Genomic DNA, 19,181 nt, shown 5'->3' on the forward strand with positions numbered 1-19,181 from the left:
GGAGGAATTTATATGCCACCAATTAAAGAGCCGTTAATTGAATTAACAGAGGTAACACAAGCATTTAACTCGGTCGAATCAAAATCGAATCCAATAATTAATCATCTTAATTTATCTATGCATGACGGCGAATTTGTTAGTGTGGTGGGTCCCTCAGGGTGTGGAAAAAGCACGTTGCTTAATTTAATAGCAGGTTTTCTCATTCCAACAAGTGGAAGTATCAAGATGAGAAATCAAGTTATCGCAGGGCCAAATAAAACTAGAGGTGTAGTCTTTCAATCTCCGACATTGTACCCTTGGCTTTCAGTAGAGCAAAATATTGCGTACGGGCTTAAAAGGCAAAAACTACCGACTAATGAGATAAATGAAGCAGTTAAAGTATTAGTGGAAAAAGTTGGATTAAATGGATCGGAAAAAAAATATCCTTTTGAATTATCTGGAGGGATGAAACAGCGAGTATCTATCGCTAGAGCCATGGTCAATGAACCTGACTTATTACTAATGGATGAGCCGTTTAGTGCATTAGACGCGATTACAAGACGAAATATGCAAGGGTTATTACGAAAGTTATGGAAAGAAAATCATCAAAGTATTTTTATGATTACTCATGATATAGAAGAAGCACTTAAATTAAGTACAAGGGTATTAGTTTTTCCTAAAAATAATCCTGGTAAATTAAAAGAATATCAATTTGATTTTACAAAAAAAATAGCGCAAGATTCAACATATGAACCTGATACAGATGAGGAATTTCAAAAAAATAAACTGATGTTATTAAATGATATTATGTAATTTATTAAAATAAGCCTAAACAGTCAATCAATGACTTGATTATTAAATCATAATATGACAAAATTAATGCTACCTTGATTGTAAGGAGCAGTGCATGAGTGAGTAAAAAAATTATAAAACGTTGTCTTTTATGTCTAATCCTTTTATTTTTGATTGCGTGTAGTTGGTATGTTTGGCAGTTGAAAAAACATGTCACCCAAACTCTAAAATGGGAGCCCTTAGTGAAGACTGTTTTGGAAGAAGAAGGCATGGATCAATATGAGGATCTTGTATTAGCTATCATATTTACTGAAACAAAAGGAAATAGTGTTGATGTAATGCAAAGTAGTGAAAGTAAGTATGGAGAACAAAATAAAATAACGTCAGAAAAAGAGAGTATTACGAGTGGCGTGACACACTTGGCAGAGGCCATAAAATATGCACTTGATAATGATTGTGATACTTGGACGGGGGTTCAAGCATACAATTTTGGTACAAGTTATGTTGATTATGTGGTTAATCATGGGAAGAAGAATTCTCTAGAGTTGGCAGAAACCTATTCTAAAGAGGTGTTAGCACCAATGTTAGGCAATTCAACAGGTGCTACCTATCATTACTATGAACCAATTGCATTACTTCATAATGGTGGTAAATTATATCAAAATGGTGGAAACTTCTTTTATGCTGAACTTGTTAAACGAAATATGAAAATTATTAACATATTATCATAGAAAACTCCTAATGGCTGGTGTCCATTAGGAGTTTTCTTTATATATACACATTATAATCTACATTATTTTCTTAAATACATACGTTACGTGTTATAAATTGTTTAAATACAGTAAAAGTGCATATTATGATGATTTAATTGTTTATTATCATTTGTAATGTATTGGAAAGATTATTTAGGAGGAACATGTTAATGTATAGGGATAAATTTTACTTGGTTATTAAAAACATTAAGAATTATGCTTTTAATAATAAAAAGGTGTGTATAGGATTAGGGATTATTGTTATGTTGATTGTGGCTAATGTAGTTACATCATTAACAGCAATATCAAATATTTCAACAACTTTAGAAAAAAAGAAAGAGTATATTCAAGAAACAAAAAATATACAAAATAGAATTAGTGATATAAAAAAAGAAACAAATCAATTGACTAGAAAAAAAGTGGAAGTAGAGAATGACAATAAAAAAGGTGATGAGGAGATTCAAAAGAGTCAAAAAATTTATGAACAATTTGACTCACTTATTGAAGAGAGTAATCGTTTAGGTGAACAGAGAATTCGAGAAAGTAGTCATAAAAAGAAAAAAGAATTAACAAAAGAAGAAATCATAGAGATGATTAATTTAGCTGAAAATAAACAATTGGAAGAAAAAAATATAAACATATTTTTCTCAAAAAATAAACTTGAGGCTGTTGTAAGAAATGATAAATTAAATTTTGTTGTCGTAAAACCAGATGAAAATGATTATATATTTGTTATGAGGTTGAGCCATGACAAACAACTTGAAAAGGTAAGTGTGATTAATTTTAATGAGAAAAAAATAGAGATGGTAAAAGATTATAGTGATAGAGAGGTAGGTATTTAAATGAAGGAAGAAAAAGTATTTAAATACATGTCTATTATTTTAAAAGTATTATGTATTTGGTCACTGACGATATTTGCTTTAAGGATATTAGAGTATCAAGAAAAAAATGCTAGTAAGAAATTATCAGATATAAGAGCTCAAGAGACTGAAGAAATATCAAAATATCAGGAATTACAAAATGAAATAGAAGAATTATCAGACCAAAATAGAACGCGTAACGTGATGCATGGAACAGATGATTTATTGTATTGGTATAATGAACAAACGTATAATGAATTTAAAAACAATATAAAAGAAATGAAAAAAAACGAAAAAGTTTATTCGGCTTTACCAAAGGATACACAAATTTTTAAAGTGATGAGAGATGTATTACCAGAACATGAACAAATTGGTGGGATTCAATATCAAACGTATTTTACTAAAGATACTAGTGTGACAGACGATGTGATTTCTTTACACAAATCATTTGGATCAAAAGATGGATACGATCTTTTTATGTTTGGACCGTATGCTTTAGTTCTTAGCTTTGATGACAACTCAAATAAATTTAATAGTGAAGTGTTGATGACAGGAATTGATGATAATTTAAATATTTCCCCCAAAAAATATAATATTAATCAGATAATGATGCGAGGAGACGAATAATGAATAATCTAATAGACCACTACAAACAAAATAGCTTAGTCATTTTATTTTTTTTAGCAACTACGCTGACATGTTTAAATATATCAAGTATCTTGTTTATCTTATCATTAATCTTAACAGTATTGACTATTACGATACCTATTTGGTTTTCAAAAAAAGATGTATCATTATATGATGAAATTGCAAGTATAGTTAATAAATTATTACTTAAAATGAAAAGTTATAATGAATCATATAAACAAAAAAGAGCAAATGATTTTAAACAACAGTTGAGAGATATCGAAACAGCGCAAAAAAACAATACGATGCCTTATTAGAAATGGCTATGCTTAATATACCTCTTGAAAAACGAGATGTTGTTTTGAATATCATTGATTCTCTAGAAAATAATGAAGGGAAAAATCTTATTATAGCATTAAGTGGTGGTAATGTTGATAGAATGGCAGTTTATAAGATTTTAAATAATCTAAATAAAGCAGATAGAGATATATTACAACCCATTATTGATAAAATAAACACCGAAAAAATGCATGATAATATAATGAATCAAAATATATCGAACTCTGATGTTACATATCAAGGCTTTTCTATGCAAAAAAGTGGTGTGTGGTTAAATATTTTAATCATTTTATTAGGGACAATTTTTTTAGTATTTGCATATAAGTTTCTTTTAAGTATGGGCATAGGTATTGGGTTATCAACTTCGATGGTGGGTATTATCGCTATTGCTTTTTTCTTTAGTTTACTTCATTATTTACCTACTTTTATTTATCATGCTTCACTAGGTGGGAAAATATTAATGTTTATTGCCAATTCGTTAATATCAGTCTTTTTAATTGCAACACCTATTGCTTGGCTGATTTTATTAGTAATCGCAAATTCTCAAAATAAAAAAGAACGATACAAACAAGAAGTAAGTCATTTATTAAAGAATATGAATCAAAATAAGAGATAAAGGAAATTAGGTTTATGAAGAATTAACGTTTTTTTATTTAGGAAAAGAAAACTAGATACTAGGAAATAAGTCAAAATTAAAAACTCCTAATGGACATCTGCCATTAGGAGTTTTTATTGAATGATTTAAATAAGACTTTTCGTCCGTTTAATGGTTGCGTATGACGAGAATTGTTAGCATGGAAATGTTTTAATGTGTTGATTTGTTCAGCCGAAATTTCCACAGTTTCTTTAAAAAGATACCATTCCACATTTTCAGTTAGTGGTGGAGTAGTTAAAGATCCTAGATAATGATAATAATCAGAAATTTTAGGTAATAAGTCGTATAGATAAACATTATGAATAGATTTATTTGTGTTAACAGCATCTAATAATGTTTGTAGAGTATTATTATGGGCTCCCTCAACTAAAAAAACACCTAAAACAGCTAAACGACCATTTTGAGCCTCATGGACAAAATGAAGCTCTGCATCAGATATTTTTCCATCAATTTTATGTTCGCTATGAGTATGAAAATGGAATTGTTGTAGATTGAAAAACCGATTGTTAATATTAGCGGCTCCAGTTGCTAATCCTTGAATGGCAGATCCAGTATCAAAAATAGCATCAACAGTACGAGAATAGGTTAGTTGCAACTTTCCCATATCCATCATTGGTTCTAAAAGACTTGTGTCTATATCAATAGGTGATTGTGACATTGAATGTTCACAACACCAGTCATGCTGATTTGCATAGTTCCAATCAAGTATGGGGGCATCAAAATGTTTCATCTAAAAACTCCTTTTTCATGATTCATTAGTATTATCAAAATTTTATCTGATATTCCTTCTTTTCACCAAATCAGATGTCTTGAAAAAGAGTATTGTAAAGAATGTTTTATGTTTAATGATATAAAAATGAACAAGAAGTTTATATAACAAAAATATCACAGAATAAATAAAGTATTGACACGCATTTATGACATATCTTAGTATATAATACTAAGAGTGAGGTGATATAATGTACAAAGTAAAAAATAGTATAAAAAAATCACTCGAATTCATAAAAGATGGAGTACGTTCATCTAAAAGTGTTATATTAGCCAACGTTATTATATTGTTTATCATGACACCACTGATGGTCACATTAACTCGTTTTATTTTAAAAATGGGTGATATACCTTATTTGTCTTATGATACAGTGGGTTTAATTGTTTTTCACCATCCTATTGTACTTTGTTTACTTATTATGATGTTGTTTTTACTAGTGTTTACGATATATTTTGAGTACACTTTTCTACTATTAACAATGTATTTTATCAAGAATAAAGTAGCGATATCGTTGAGACAATTGGCTAAAGAAACCATTTTTCAGATGAAAAAATTAAAAATTAGCAACTTTTTATTTTTTTTGTGTTACTTTATTTTATTAAGTCCAATAGGGGCGATTAGATTTCATTCAGATTTGTTGTCAAAATTTAAAATTCCGATTTTTATTGTGGATTTTATTTTTGAAAATCGCATTATCTTTGTCGCACTATTTATTTTGGCTTATGTGAGTTTAATTGTGGTAGCGATACGATTAATGTTTACATTACCACTAATGATTTTTAAGGATTATACATTCAAAAAAGCAAGCAAAACAAGCTGGCATTTAACGAAAAAACATTTTAAGTCAATTAGTATTCAATTTATCATGGTGATGGGTTCGATTGCTATAATCGCCACAGTGATTAATGGGTTATTAATTGGGATACAAGAGATGGTAGACACATATGCTCAGTCATCTAGTTTTTATGTTGCGATTGTGTTATTAACACTCCTTCAATTTAATTGGGTATTTAATTTAGTTTTAACGACGATTGGAATTTTCTTTATTACGATTTCATATTTAGATAAATTAGATTATTTACCAAGTATTAGTGATATTTTTCCATCAATCAATAGAACAACTTTTAGAAAAGTAACGTGGCGGCAAAAAATGATGTTTGCTTTTGGTGGAATTTGGTTAGTAGTCAGTGTCTTGTCCTATAATTATTTATTTTTAACGCAACCAAGCATTCATCGCCCATTAACTATCTCGCATCGAGGGGTCGATAATGCCAATCATGTTCAAAACTCTATCGAGGCATTAGAGCTGACGAGCAAGAAAACACGACCTAATTTTATCGAAATGGATATACAAGAAACAAAAGATAAAGAATTTATTGTGATACATGATTTTAAATTAAATCAATTGGTTCAAGAAAAGGGTCGTCCAAATGAATTCACACTAAAAGAATTACAACACATGACAGCCAAAGAAAATGGTCGCCAAGCACATTTAGTGTCTTTTGATGATTATTTAAATCGAGCTAAGGAATTGGACCAAAAATTGTTGATAGAAATCAAAGCCACAAAGCGAGATAGTCCCGATATGATTGAGCGATTTATCGAAAAGTATTACGATATCATAAAAGAAGAGGGACATGAAATACAGTCACTGTCTTTTGATGTTGTAAAAGAGTTGAAAGAAAAGAAACCTGATTTATATGTGGGCTATATAATGCCATTTACTTTAGCAGGACCACCTGAAGGAGATATGGATTTTTATTCGGTTGAATACACAACACTTACAAAAAATTTGGTTCAGTCTATGCATAATCAAGAGAAGAAAGTTTATGTGTGGACATTAAACGATACAGATACTATTAATCGTATGATTTTTTATGGAGTAGATGGAGTAATTACTGATAATATGACGTTATTAAATACTGTACTGTCAAGGGATATTAAAGAAACGACTTATGCTGATAAGTTATTATATTTCTTGGTAGGAATTGGTTAACTCATTTGTTTCAAATAAAAATGGCGTAATAGCCATTTTTTTTATATAATGAAGTGAGAATTGATTGGAGATGGAATGAATGAGTGTTGTTGTATTTGATGTGGATGATACGTTATATGAACAGCGTATACCATTTGAGATGGCGATAAAGGCTAATTTTGGAACAAAATCTTGGTTTGATGATACGATTTTTTTACCAACATTGTATCGACTATTTAGATACCATAGTGATATAGCTTATGCTAATGTTATAGCAGGAGTATTATCATTACACGATATGCGTGTTTTACGTATTAAGCAAACATTGAAAGATATTGGTGTTGAGATAACAGACTCAGAATGCGAGTCATTTCAAGCCTGTTATTTGCATGAACAAACTAAAATAGTGGTTCATCCAGAAATGATAAAATTACTTAATATATTGAAAGACAAAAATATTTCAACAAGCATTTTAACAAACGGGCCAACTGATCATCAAGAATTGAAACTTTCACGACTAAATTTAGTAAAATGGATTGATGAAGAAGCTCATCATATTTCAGAAAGTATTGGTTACAGTAAACCAGATGCTACAGCTTTTAAAATGGTTGAAAAATCTCATCCTAATGAAACTGATTTTTTATATGTCGGAGATTCATATGATAATGACGTGGTCGGTGCTAAAAGTGCCGGTTGGAAAGTTATTTGGTTAAACAAAAATAATAAAAGGCTGACACCAGAAATGTTTGAACCTGATGTTGAATTAGATTCGTATGAAAACATTATAGAAACAGTGTTAGGCTTATTACAAGAGGAGTAAACACATGAATGTAAATCATGCTGATATTGTCATTAGCGCGGTACAACCAGAGCAATACCCGAAAACAAATTTACCTGAAATAGCGTTAGCAGGACGCTCGAACGTTGGAAAGTCATCATTTATTAATACGTTAGTAAATCGTAAAAATTTAGCTAGAACATCAGGGAAACCTGGGAAAACGCAAACGCTAAATTTTTATATCATTGAAGATAGTCTGCATTTTGTTGACGTTCCAGGATATGGTTATGCAAAAGTATCAAAAACTGAGCGTGCCAAATGGGGAAAAATGATAGAGACTTATCTAACGGAAAGAGAACAGCTAAGGGCTGTTGTGTCACTTGTTGATATGCGACACGCACCTTCTACTGAAGATATTCAAATGTATGAATTCTTGAAGTACTACGATATACCAGTTATTGTTGTAGCAACAAAATGCGATAAAATTCCTCGTGGAAAATGGAACAAGCATGAATCAATGATTAAGAAAAAATTGAATTTTGATCCATCAGATGATTTCATTATTTTCTCTTCTGAAACAAAAGAAGGAAAAGATAAGGCGTGGAAAGCCATTGAAAGTTATATGGATTAATTAAAATAAGTAGTTAAAATGGAGTATGCTCAGCATGCTTCATTTTTTTATGAAAAAAGTAACAAATTGTTAAGTAATTTCATTAATTTTAGGTTTAGAATATTCATAAAATGTCTTATCTATGTTAAAATTTAGTAGATAAGGTTTGTGAAATAATTAAGTTAATCATAAGTGGAGGAAAATAAATGGCTTTAGTTAAAATCGTATATGCTAGTATGACTGGAAATACAGAGGGTATTTCTGAAATTATAGAAGATCAGTTCAGTGATGCAGGATTAGAGGTAGAACGTGAAGAATGCACAGAAGTTGACCCGGATTTTTTTGAAGATGCAGATATTTGTATTGTCGCAACATACACTTATGGAGATGGTGAATTGCCATTTGAAATGGAAGACTTTTTTGCTGATTTAGAAGAGGAAGATTTAGAAGACAAACTATTCGGCGTTGTCGGATCTGGTGATACAGAGTACGGAGAATATTTCTGTCAATCAGCTAGAGATTTTGTGGAACAATTCAAAAAAACAGGTGCCACAGAAGGTGCTGAAATGGTTGAGATTGAAAACGAAGCAGATGGTGAAGATACTGAACGTCTTCAAGCATTTGTTGATAAATTAGTTAGTAAAGTAGAGTAGACAATTAGCAAGGGGGATACCTTGCTTTTATTTTTATCAATAGAAAAGGATGTAACGACAATGACAGAAAAAATTACCATGGATGGAAATACAGCGGCTGCTTATATATCTTATGCGTTTACTGAATTAGTGGCAGTTTATCCGATAACACCAAGTTCTACAATGGCAGAAGTGGTAGAAAATTGGTCAGTAAAACATCGTAAAAATATTTTTGGTGAACCAGTCAAGGTTGTAAATATGCAATCAGAAGCAGGAGCAGCAGGAGCAGTACATGGGTCTTTAAAAGCTGGAACATTGACATCAACCTATACAGCGTCCCAAGGGTTATTGTTGATGATACCAAATATGTATAAAATTGCAGGGGAGTTACTTCCAACTGTTTTTCATGTGGCCTCTCGCGCGGTCACAACGAACGCGTTAAGCATTTTTGGAGATCATGGAGATGTGATGGCAGCCAGACAAACAGGCTTTTGTATGTTAGCTGAGAGCTCTGTTCAAGAAGTGATGGATTTATCTGCGGTAGCTCACTTAGCTTCCATCGAAGCAAGTTTACCATTTATGAACTTTTTTGATGGGTTTAGAACCAGTCATGAAATTCAAAAAATTGATGTGATTCCATATGACGTGTTAGGAAATTTGGTGAACCAGGAAGCACTAGATGCTTTTAGAAATCGAGCAATGAATCCAAATCACCCAAGTGTGTCAGGAACAGCACAAAATCCAGATATTCATTTTCAACAAAGAGAAACAATTAACCAATACTATGAAAAAGTTCCTAGTATTGTTCAAAAATATATGCAAGACATTAATGACATACGTGGGACAAATTATGATTTGAGTACTTATTATGGTCATGAAGAAGCAACAGAAATTATCATTTCAATGGGGTCAGTTGCGCCAACTGTTAGACAAACAGTTGATTATCTAAATAATCAAGGTCGTAAAGTAGGGCATTTAAATATACATTTGTATCGCCCATTTCCAACTGAAAATATTTTACAAAATATTCCAGATACAGTAGAGCGAATTGCCGTTTTAGATAGAACCAAAGAACCAGGAGCTGATGGCGAGCCACTTTTACTAGATATTCAAAGTGCGATGTATCGTCATAAAAATCGTCCAATTGTCATTGGTGGACGATATGGGTTAGGTTCAAAAGACGTACCACCAAATCAAATCAAAGCGATTTTTGATCACCTTGGTGGGCCAGTCGATAAACTATTATATCGTTTTACAGTAGGTATTAATGATGATGTGACACATCTGTCACTACCAGTAGGGCCATTACTTGACTTGACACCAAAAGACACCTATCAAGCAAAATTTTGGGGATTTGGGTCTGATGGAACAGTAGGAGCAAATAAACAAGCCATTAAAATTATTGGAAATCATACTGATTTGTATGCACAAGGCTATTTTTCATATGATTCCAAAAAATCAGGTGGATTAACAACGTCTTATTTACGTTTTGGGAAAGAACCAATCAATTCACCTTATTTAATTGAATCAGCAGATTTTATTGGGTGTCATAATGGCTCATACATTCATCAATATGATCTATTAAAAGGGTTAAAAAAAGGTGGTACGTTCCTTTTAAACACCACTTGGGATATTGAAAGAGTCAAACGTTTATTACCTAAACGATTAAAAAAAGAACTAGCACAAAAAGAGGCAAGGTTTTATATTATTGATGCCATATCAATTGCACAACAAGTTGGCTTAGGCCGACGAATTAATCAAGTCATGTCGACTGCATTTTTTGAATTGAATCAACTCATGACAAAAGATAAATATATCAAATATTTAAAGGAAGAAGTAACTACAAATTACGGGAAAAAATCTCAAACGATTGTGGATAAGAATCATAAAGCTATTGATTTAACATTATCTGATCTTGTAAAAGTGGATATACCAAACGACTGGTCAGATATTGAACTTGATGAGACAATTATCGACAAGTCAAAGCCAAAATATGTCAGAGAAATATTAGAGCCTGTTAATGCTCAAAAAGGAGACTCCTTAAGTGTTAAAACATTAATAGATAATAATATGACAGATGGAAGTATTCCAATGGGGACAACTTCATTTGAAAAACGAGGTATTGCATTAGAAGTGCCTGAATGGATACCGGATGCTTGTACGATGTGTAATGAATGTGCCTTTATTTGTCCGCATGCTGCGATTCGACCATTTTTAGCCGATGATGATGAGATGAAAGAAGCACCAGAAGGGTTTATTGTTCGTGAGATGAAAGGTGCAGATGGCTTGAAATACCGTATTCAAGTGTCATTGGAAGATTGTACGGGTTGTGGATTATGTGTGGATGTGTGTCCGGCAAAAGAAAAAGCTCTTGTGATGAAGCCTTACGAGGAACAAAAAGAAGAAGCGATTAACTGGGCATTTGCTATGACGCTGAAACAAAAAGCTAATCCAGTGAAGAAAAAAGAATCAATTAAGGGATCACAGTTTGAACAACCCTTAATGGAATTCTCGGGTGCGTGTTCAGGTTGCGGAGAAACAACTTATATCAAACTATTAACGCAACTTTATGGTGATCGTATGTTGATGGCAAATGCGACAGGTTGCTCTTCCATTTGGGGAGCCTCATCCCCAGCAACACCTTATACAACCAATTCAGAAGGACAAGGTCCTGCTTGGAGTAATTCGTTATTCGAGGACAATGCTGAGTTTGGTTTGGGAATGTATCTAGCTAATAAAACGCAACGAGATAGCGTGAAACATTTACTTGAACAAGCCATTAAAGAAAAGGTTGGTTCTAAGTCGTTAAGAGAATTAATGGTCGACTGGATTGAACACAAAGATGAAGGAAATGGGTCAAGACAAAGGTCAACAAAACTTGAAGCAGCTTTGTTAGAAGAGATGGATGGTGTCGAATTACTCGAAGACATCTATCGAAAAAAAGATTTGTTTGTCAAACCTAGCCAATGGATTATTGGTGGTGATGGTTGGGCTTATGATATTGGCTTTGGTGGGATTGATCACTGTTTAGCTAGTGGTGAAGACGTGAATATCTTTATTATGGACAATGAAGTTTACTCAAATACTGGTGGTCAAACATCAAAAGCAACGCCAACTGGTGCGATTGCAAAATTCTCATCAGAAGGTAAGAGAACACCTAAAAAAGATTTAGGATTAATTGCCATGACATATGGTGGGGTGTATGTCGCACAAATTGCGATTAATGCCAACCCTACCCAAGCAATCAAAGCAATTGCTGAAGCAGAAAGGTATCCAGGTCCATCCCTTATTATTGGATATGTTCCTTGTATCAATCATGGGATTCAAGGTGGAATGAGCCATGCCGTTGAAGTAACTAAACGAGCTGTCGAGTCAGGTTACTGGCCGCTTTATCGTTATAATCCTGAGCTAGTGGATAAAGGAAAAGAGCCATTAAAAATAGATTATAAAAAAGCTAATTTTGATAATCTAACAGAATTCTTTAACTATCAAACTCGTTTTTCTGCATTGGAAAATGTATTAGAAGATGAAGCAGAAGTAGCAACATTACTTGAAAAATCAGCAGATGATGCGATTGAAAAGGCACAAACTTATAAGAGATTATCTGGGAAATAGAAAAAGAAGCTGACTAATCAAAATTGGATTTGTCAGCTTCTTTTTTGTTAATCAAATTAAAAATATTATCAGCTTCTTTTTCTTTTAGTAAAGAAGTTAACGAAGAAAATGAAGTGTCAATACAATTTAGTGGAAGTATCATCACATTTTCTTTTTTTAATTCTTCATGAAAATTGAATGATTTTGTAAATACTAAGATATTATTTTCGTGGTTTTTAAGCGTATTGATTGGCTCTGCACCTAACAGGAATTCTTTTATCATAAATTTATTGAAAGAAAGGTTATTATAGAGCAAATGTTTCATTAACTTATGATCAGCAATGGACTCGCTGACGATGGTTAGCGTCAAAGTAGGTGTGAGAAAACGTAGTAAATTCGTTAACAACATAGTGAAGTAATTTAGTTCACTATAGGAAACAGCTTCTATAATATTAAGTTCCTTTTCACAGTTTATTTTTACTTGAACTAATCGATTGTATATTTCTTTGTCCAGGTCAGACTTTAGAACATTGCAATCATAATTATTTATTTTTATTAGGTGATGTAAATTAAATAAATAGCGTTTATATAAATAAAAAATACCTGTTTTAAAATCTGGTAGTTTGACAATATCAGAGCCAAAATAGTGTTCAATTAAATTAATTAAATAGGTAACTCTATCTTGACTATAGACTATTTCTTTAACTTGTATTTTATCTTGTTCAGACCATTGATTTGAAAAAAGTGGATTTTTGGTGGAACAGTAAACTAAAAAAATATAATCATAATCAGACTTTGACCAGTTAAGTGGTCCAAATAATTGGTCGAGATATGATGGTAACATTTTATAAATAAAAATAGTTTTTAATTCTTCAAATTCTTCATTATCAGGTAACGAATAATCAGGGTTATATCGAATCCATGAAAGCATAATTAGATGTTCGAAAAAACCATATTCTTCTTGTGAATGTTCAAGAAAATCGAAAGAAATGAAAGAATTAGTCTCGCAAATAAATTGACGTACTTTATAAGTATCTTTGGGAGTGATCTCGTAACAATGTATCCCATAGTTAAAAGCTAATGTTGAAATAAGATAACGTATTCTGTATTCGTCACCTTTTATTTTATAGTTATGGGTTTCCAGTCCAATATAGTGTAAAAAGGATTTACAAGAATTAATGACTCTATAGGCATTTGCTTTTGAAATATAGATGGAATCAATAAAGTCATTCAACGTTTGGTTAGTATTTGTCACTAAAAATTTTAAAGCAAGTAAAACATTAGATTGTTGATAAATAATATGTTGTATCTGTCGGCAAGATAAATCGCATAATGAAGTTAGTGAGTAAACATTGGGTTTTATTTCATTAATGGAAATGTATGTATCTAGAAGTCGCTCCAGTTCTTTTATAGTATTTAATATTTTTACTTTTGAGAATTGAGTGACTTCAATTAAATCATTCATATGACTGTATTTCTTATTAAATAAAATTTTAAATATTAAAATCTCATCTTTTACTCTGTTTTCAATATGATTATCTAACAGCATAAATGCGCCCCTTCCCTAAATAGCTATAATCTATTATATTCTAATTTGTTTAAAAAAGAGAAGACCTGTTATTATATTTTTCTCAAAAAAATTTTATTTTAAAAAAAATAATGAGAAAAAAATGAAAAATAATTTGTTATTCTTTAAATTGAAATAAGTTTGGAAGGGAAATAAAGGTATGAAAATAAAGAAAATAAGCCATTTTTTAATGGCAGTTATGGTGTTACCTTATTTTAGTGGATTAAGCGTTTTAGCTGAGAAAAAGCCGATTAATGATGCTTATGATAAGCAAGAAGAGGTTGTCAAAGAAACAAAATGGTATAAGGAAAAGAAAATAACGTTAAAAGCAAAAAAAAGCCAGGAATTTGTAGAACCAACACCAATTGATTATGAAATTTTAATCGATGGTTCAGGCTCTATGCGTGATACTGGTAGTTTGGAAACAACAAAAGCTGTTTTAAAAGACTTTATTAACACGAGAAATAAAAAGACAGATAGAGTAGGATTATCGGTATTTAGAGGACCTGGTTATGATACAGTAAATAATACGATGTTATATGAAGTTATAACAGATACTATTAGTGATTATGATAATAATTTTGATGAACTAAACCAAAAAATTGATGGGTTAAAATCAGGAGGATTAACACCTTTACTTGATGGGCTTAACCATTCATTAAACAAAATGAATACTACAAGTCGAAAAGATGCGAGAAAGGTATTAATCGTTTTTTCTGATGGGCATCCTAATATTGGACCCAAGAGAGATTATGTTATTACTAAAAATGCTTTGAGAGGTGCTGAGCAATATATAAATCCCCAAGTGAATTATCCAGGAAATAAAGCAATCGAGTTAAGAAAAGAGATTGATGAATTTTATGAAAAGGGAGATATTGAGTCAGATTTATATTTACAAAAGGAAAAAGAATTAAATGAATTAGATAATAAGTTTCCATTGGGATACAAAAATGTAAATTTTGATAACCCTTCAGATAGAGTTAATAAAGATTTTGAAGGAAGACGTTATGAAAATCATATACAAGAGTTTTATGATTTAGCAGACATGATCACGAAAAAAGCAACAGATATAAAAAAACAAGGTTATGAAGTGTATACCATTTATTTAGATAACTCGAAAAGCGATTCTTACTCAAAGATTATTAATAAAAATGGTGAAGTAGAATCATTATTTAAGAATATGGCACAAGATTCTAATCATTATTTTTCTGCAAGCAATGTCAATTTATTAAGCCAATCTTTTAAAGAGTTGGATAATACCATTAAAAAATATACTTATGAAATTCATGATGACATCGAACAAGGATATACATTAATGCCAGAGACGATTAAATCAGATAAGGATAATGTGTTAGTTAATCATGATGATAAACAGATACAATGGACATCATCAGGAGTAGATTATGAAGAGTTAACTGTTTCATATCATATATATAAGGAAATTTCTGAGGGAAATGTCGTGGTGAAACACGTAGATGAATCAGGCAAAGAATTGGTGGAACCTGAAACAAAAACTGATACAGTTGGCGAAAAATATGAGACAACGTCAAAAGAAATTCCAGAATATGAGTTGGTAACAACGCCAACTAACGCCAATGGTGAATTCAAAGAGGGCACACAAGAAGTTATCTATGTGTACAAGCCAAAGGCAGATGTACCGTCTGTTGTGGAAGGCACCATTGTGGTGAAACATGTGGACGAAAGTGGCAAAGCAGTCGCAAAACCTGAAACAAAAACCGATGAAGTGGGTAAAAAATACGAGACTGAATCAAAAGAGATCCCAGGTTATGAGTTAGTGACCACACCAACTAACGCCACTGGTGAATTTAAAGAAGGCACACAAGAAGTTATCTATGTGTACAAGCCAAAGGCAGATGTACCATCTGTTGTGGAAGGCACCGTTGTGGTGAAACATGTGGACGAAAGTGGCAAAGCAGTCGCAAAACCTGAAACAAAAACCGATGAAGTGGGTAAAAAATACGAGACTGAATCAAAAGAGATCTCAGGTTATGAGTTAGTGACCACACCAACTAACGCCACTGGTGAATTTAAAGAAGGCACACAAGAAGTTATCTATGTGTACAAGCCAAAGGCAGATGTACCGTCTATTGTGGAAGGTACCGTTGTGGTGAAACATGTGGACGAAAGTGGCAAAGCAGTCGCAAAACCTGAAACAAAAACCGATGAAGTGGGTAAAAAATACGAGACTGAATCAAAAGAGATCCCAGGTTATGAGTTAGTGACCACACCAACTAACGCCACTGGTGAATTTAAAGAAGGCACACAAGAAGTTATCTATGTGTACAAGCCAAAGGCAGATGTACCATCTGTTGTGGAAGGCACCGTTGTGGTGAAACATGTGGACGAAAGTGGCAAAGCAGTCGCAAAACCTGAAACAAAAACCGATGAAGTGGGTAAAAAATACGAGACTGAATCAAAAGAGATCCCAGGTTATGAGTTGGTGATTACACCAACTAACGCCACTGGTGAATTTAAAGAAGGCACACAAGAAGTTATCTATGTGTACAAGCCAAAGGCAGATGTACCATCTGTTGTGGAAGGCACCGTTGTGGTGAAACATGTGGACGAAAGTGGCAAAGCAGTCGCAAAACCTGAAACAAAAACCGATGAAGTGGGTAAAAAATACGAGACTGAATCAAAAGAGATCCCAGGTTATGAGTTGGTGATTACACCAACTAACGCCACTGGTGAATTTAAAGAAGGCACACAAGAAGTTATCTATGTGTACAAGCCAAAGGCAGATGTACCATCTGTTGTGGAAGGCACCGTTGTGGTGAAACATGTGGACGAAAGTGGCAAAGCAGTCGCAAAACCTGAAACAAAAACCGATGAAGTGGGTAAAAAATACGAGACTGAATCAAAAGAGATCCCAGGTTATGAGTTGGTGATTACACCAACTAACGCCACTGGTGAATTTAAAGAAGGCACACAAGAAGTTATCTATGTGTACAAGCCAAAGGCAGATGTACCATCTGTTGTGGAAGGCACCGTTGTGGTGAAACATGTGGACGAAAGTGGCAAAGCAGTCGCAAAACCTGAAACAAAAACCGATGAAGTGGGTAAAAAATACGAGACTGAATCAAAAGAAATCCCAGGTTATGAGTTGGTGACCACACCAACTAACGCCACTGGTGAGTTTAAAGAAGGCACACAAGAAGTGATCTATGTGTACAAGCCAATTAAACAAATTATTACTAAAGAGGGTAATTCTAATGAAACGAATACGATAGAAAAACCATCAAGTAAGCCGATATCACAAGATGTAATAAAATATGAAAAGAAGAATAATAATGTCGTTTCAAAAAATGAACTAACGAAAACATTACCTAAAACAGGTGATATAGAAAAAATAAACTATCTATTAATGGGATTAATATCAGTAATTGGTTCTTTTGGAATGTTAATTTTAAGAAGAAAAAAATAAATGCTATAAAACCATAGAAAAACAAGTGAAATCCATTTATATTATGTATAGACATAGTATAGGTGGATTTTTTTATCCTAAAAAGGAGTTTCAATATGAATCATAAAATATTTATTGTAGAAGATGATCCGATTATTAGTCAAGGTTTAAAGACACATCTATCTCAGTGGGGGTATGAGTGTTTTAGTGTAGACAATTTTGAACGTGTGTTAGATGAAATGTCAGATTGCCAACCAGATATGGTGCTAATGGATATTTCGTTACCCTATTATAATGGTTTTTATTGGTGTGAACAAATACGACAAACATCGGAAATCCCGATTATATTTCTCTCGTCAGCCAGTGATAATATGAATATGGTCATGGCGATGAATATGGGAGCCGATGATTTTATTGCCAAACCATTCGATTTTTCTGTTTTAGTTGCAAAAACCCAAGCATTGCTCAGACGAAGCTACCAGTTTGGAAATGTAACGTCGTATCAAATGGGTGCGTATCAATTATTATTTCAAGATAATCGAGTAAAATATAAGGATGAAGTAGTTGATATATCACCAACAGAGTGCAAAATTTTATCTTTATTATTTCAATATAAAAATCAAGTAGTGACTAAAGAGATGATTATGGAAAAACTTTGGGAGGGTGACGACTTCATAGATAGCAACACACTCTCAGTTAATATGACACGTCTAAGAAAGAAATTATCTGTGATTCAACTTGATGACCATATTCAAACAGTGAAAGGGAAAGGCTACTTGTTAGATGGGTTAGATAGATGACACAATTTTTAAAACATTATATTAAGGGAAAATGGGTCATTTATGCGTTGTTTGTTATGATGAGTGGCATGTTTTTGACGACGTTCTTTTTATATGACCTAACTTTAACTCCTTTTATGGATGGGTTATTATTCGTGTTCTTTATTTTAGTGATTTGGACACTAGTGGATATGAGAAAAGTATATAAAGAACACGAGATGTTGCAAGATATCATCGAACAAGAATCAGTCGATAATGTGTTGTATCAGCAACTTGATATAGGTGAAGATATGCTAAACAAGGATTATCAAGCATTGTTGAAAAAAGTAAGTTCCGAAAATCAACACTTAGAGAACCAACTAGTTAAGGAACAACAATTACTATTAGATTATTATGCTATGTGGAGTCACCAGATAAAGACACCTCTAGCGGCCTTACAAGTTTTAGTCGAAACAGAACCAGAGTCAACGACCAAAATAAAAAATGAAATTTCAACGATTGATGGCTACTTATCTATGATGCTTCATTATTTAAAAATGACGAATTTAGAAGATGATTTAGTTTTAAAAAAAGTAGAACTATCAGGTGTTGTTAAAAAAGTAATCAAAAAATACCGCATGTTCTTTATACAAAAAGATTTGAGTGTGGAGTTGGTTCCATTTGAAAAAGAGATTGTCACAGATGAAAAATGGTTATTGTTTATTTTAGAGCAATTAATCTTTAACAGTATCAAATACACAAAAATTGGCGGAATAAAAATTGAAATGAATAATGATACTCTAACTATCACTGACAGTGGGATTGGTATCTTACCACAAGATTTACCACGGATTTTTGAATCAGGCTATACAGGATTTAATGGACGAGGACACCAAAAAGCAACAGGATTAGGACTTCATATGAGTCAAAATATTGCGACTCATTTAGGGATAATCTTAGAAATATCATCTGAAGTAGGAAAAGGAACAGTGGTTAGTATGACTTTTTCACAATTTGATAGTATGTATGATTAGCCAAACTTACTAAGTTGTAAGTTTGGTTTTTTATCT

Annotated in this window: 16 protein-coding genes; 14 read left to right on the forward strand and 2 right to left on the reverse strand. The window is 32.3% G+C overall.

All coding sequences use genetic code 11. The annotated features are described in order from the left end of the window. The first annotated feature begins 12 nt into the window (after positions 1 to 12). From G314FT_RS05170 to G314FT_RS05195, 6 genes are all read left to right on the forward strand, one after another. Complete coding sequence (locus tag G314FT_RS05170) at positions 13 to 792, forward strand: ABC transporter ATP-binding protein (protein ID WP_257702411.1); 780 nt, start codon at positions 13 to 15, stop codon at positions 790 to 792. Positions 793 to 1,013: 221 nt separating this feature from the next. Beyond that, positions 1,014 to 1,502: a lysozyme family protein gene (locus G314FT_RS05175; protein WP_257702412.1), complete on the forward strand. Its 489-nt coding sequence runs from the start codon at positions 1,014 to 1,016 to the stop codon at positions 1,500 to 1,502. Between the two features lie 191 nt (positions 1,503 to 1,693). After that, on the forward strand, positions 1,694 to 2,365 hold the full coding sequence (locus G314FT_RS05180; RefSeq protein ID WP_257702413.1) for a coiled-coil domain-containing protein: 672 nt from the start codon (positions 1,694 to 1,696) through the stop codon (positions 2,363 to 2,365). Then, positions 2,366 to 3,010 carry a hypothetical protein gene (locus G314FT_RS05185; protein WP_257702414.1) on the forward strand — a complete coding sequence of 215 codons (645 nt, stop codon included), beginning with the start codon at positions 2,366 to 2,368 and terminating at the stop codon, positions 3,008 to 3,010. After that, the gene (locus G314FT_RS05190; protein WP_257702415.1) at positions 3,010 to 3,327 is read left to right on the forward strand and encodes a hypothetical protein; all 318 of its coding nucleotides are present in this window, start codon (positions 3,010 to 3,012) and stop codon (positions 3,325 to 3,327) included. The genes G314FT_RS05185 and G314FT_RS05190 overlap by 1 nt, the downstream gene beginning before the upstream one ends. Before the next feature lie 8 nt (positions 3,328 to 3,335). After that, positions 3,336 to 3,965 carry a hypothetical protein gene (locus tag G314FT_RS05195; RefSeq protein WP_257702416.1) on the forward strand — a complete coding sequence of 210 codons (630 nt, stop codon included), beginning with the start codon at positions 3,336 to 3,338 and terminating at the stop codon, positions 3,963 to 3,965. 103 nt (positions 3,966 to 4,068) lie between these two features. Here G314FT_RS05195 and G314FT_RS05200 read toward each other — a convergent pair whose 3' ends face one another. Then, entirely contained in the window at positions 4,069 to 4,734 is a 666-nt protein-coding gene (locus tag G314FT_RS05200) for a carbonic anhydrase family protein (protein WP_257702417.1), read from the reverse strand. A gap of 229 nt (positions 4,735 to 4,963) precedes the next feature. Here G314FT_RS05200 and G314FT_RS05205 point away from each other — a divergent pair, with 229 nt between their 5' ends. The 5 genes from G314FT_RS05205 (at position 4,964) to nifJ (ending at position 12,383) form a co-directional block, all read left to right on the forward strand. After that, positions 4,964 to 6,769: a glycerophosphodiester phosphodiesterase gene (locus G314FT_RS05205; protein WP_257702418.1), complete on the forward strand. Its 1,806-nt coding sequence runs from the start codon at positions 4,964 to 4,966 to the stop codon at positions 6,767 to 6,769. 79 nt (positions 6,770 to 6,848) lie between these two features. Then, positions 6,849 to 7,568, forward strand: coding sequence for an HAD family hydrolase (locus G314FT_RS05210; protein WP_257702420.1), 720 nt, complete (start codon positions 6,849 to 6,851; stop codon positions 7,566 to 7,568). 4 nt (positions 7,569 to 7,572) lie between these two features. Then, on the forward strand, positions 7,573 to 8,157 hold the full coding sequence (gene yihA / locus G314FT_RS05215) for a ribosome biogenesis GTP-binding protein YihA/YsxC (RefSeq protein ID WP_257702422.1): 585 nt from the start codon (positions 7,573 to 7,575) through the stop codon (positions 8,155 to 8,157). A gap of 185 nt (positions 8,158 to 8,342) precedes the next feature. Further along, positions 8,343 to 8,789 carry a flavodoxin gene (locus tag G314FT_RS05220; RefSeq protein ID WP_257702424.1) on the forward strand — a complete coding sequence of 149 codons (447 nt, stop codon included), beginning with the start codon at positions 8,343 to 8,345 and terminating at the stop codon, positions 8,787 to 8,789. A 60-nt stretch (positions 8,790 to 8,849) separates the two neighbouring features. Further along, entirely contained in the window at positions 8,850 to 12,383 is a 3,534-nt protein-coding gene (gene nifJ, locus G314FT_RS05225) for a pyruvate:ferredoxin (flavodoxin) oxidoreductase (protein ID WP_257702426.1), read from the forward strand. A gap of 13 nt (positions 12,384 to 12,396) precedes the next feature. Here nifJ and G314FT_RS05230 read toward each other — a convergent pair whose 3' ends face one another. After that, positions 12,397 to 13,911: a helix-turn-helix domain-containing protein gene (locus G314FT_RS05230; protein WP_257702428.1), complete on the reverse strand. Its 1,515-nt coding sequence runs from the start codon at positions 13,909 to 13,911 to the stop codon at positions 12,397 to 12,399. A gap of 178 nt (positions 13,912 to 14,089) precedes the next feature. Here G314FT_RS05230 and G314FT_RS05235 point away from each other — a divergent pair, with 178 nt between their 5' ends. The 3 genes from G314FT_RS05235 (at position 14,090) to G314FT_RS05245 (ending at position 19,145) form a co-directional block, all read left to right on the forward strand. Beyond that, a complete protein-coding gene (locus G314FT_RS05235) occupies positions 14,090 to 17,374 on the forward strand; it encodes a MucBP domain-containing protein (RefSeq protein ID WP_257702430.1) in 3,285 nt (1,094 codons plus the stop codon). A gap of 95 nt (positions 17,375 to 17,469) precedes the next feature. Next, complete coding sequence (locus G314FT_RS05240) at positions 17,470 to 18,153, forward strand: response regulator transcription factor (RefSeq protein ID WP_257702432.1); 684 nt, start codon at positions 17,470 to 17,472, stop codon at positions 18,151 to 18,153. Further along, positions 18,150 to 19,145 carry a sensor histidine kinase gene (locus G314FT_RS05245; RefSeq protein ID WP_257702434.1) on the forward strand — a complete coding sequence of 332 codons (996 nt, stop codon included), beginning with the start codon at positions 18,150 to 18,152 and terminating at the stop codon, positions 19,143 to 19,145. The genes G314FT_RS05240 and G314FT_RS05245 overlap by 4 nt, the downstream gene beginning before the upstream one ends. The last annotated feature ends 36 nt before the right edge of the window (positions 19,146 to 19,181 follow it).

Origin of the sequence: Vagococcus luciliae (assembly GCF_024637875.1) — a bacterium.
GTDB classification, from domain to species: domain Bacteria; phylum Bacillota; class Bacilli; order Lactobacillales; family Vagococcaceae; genus Vagococcus; species Vagococcus luciliae.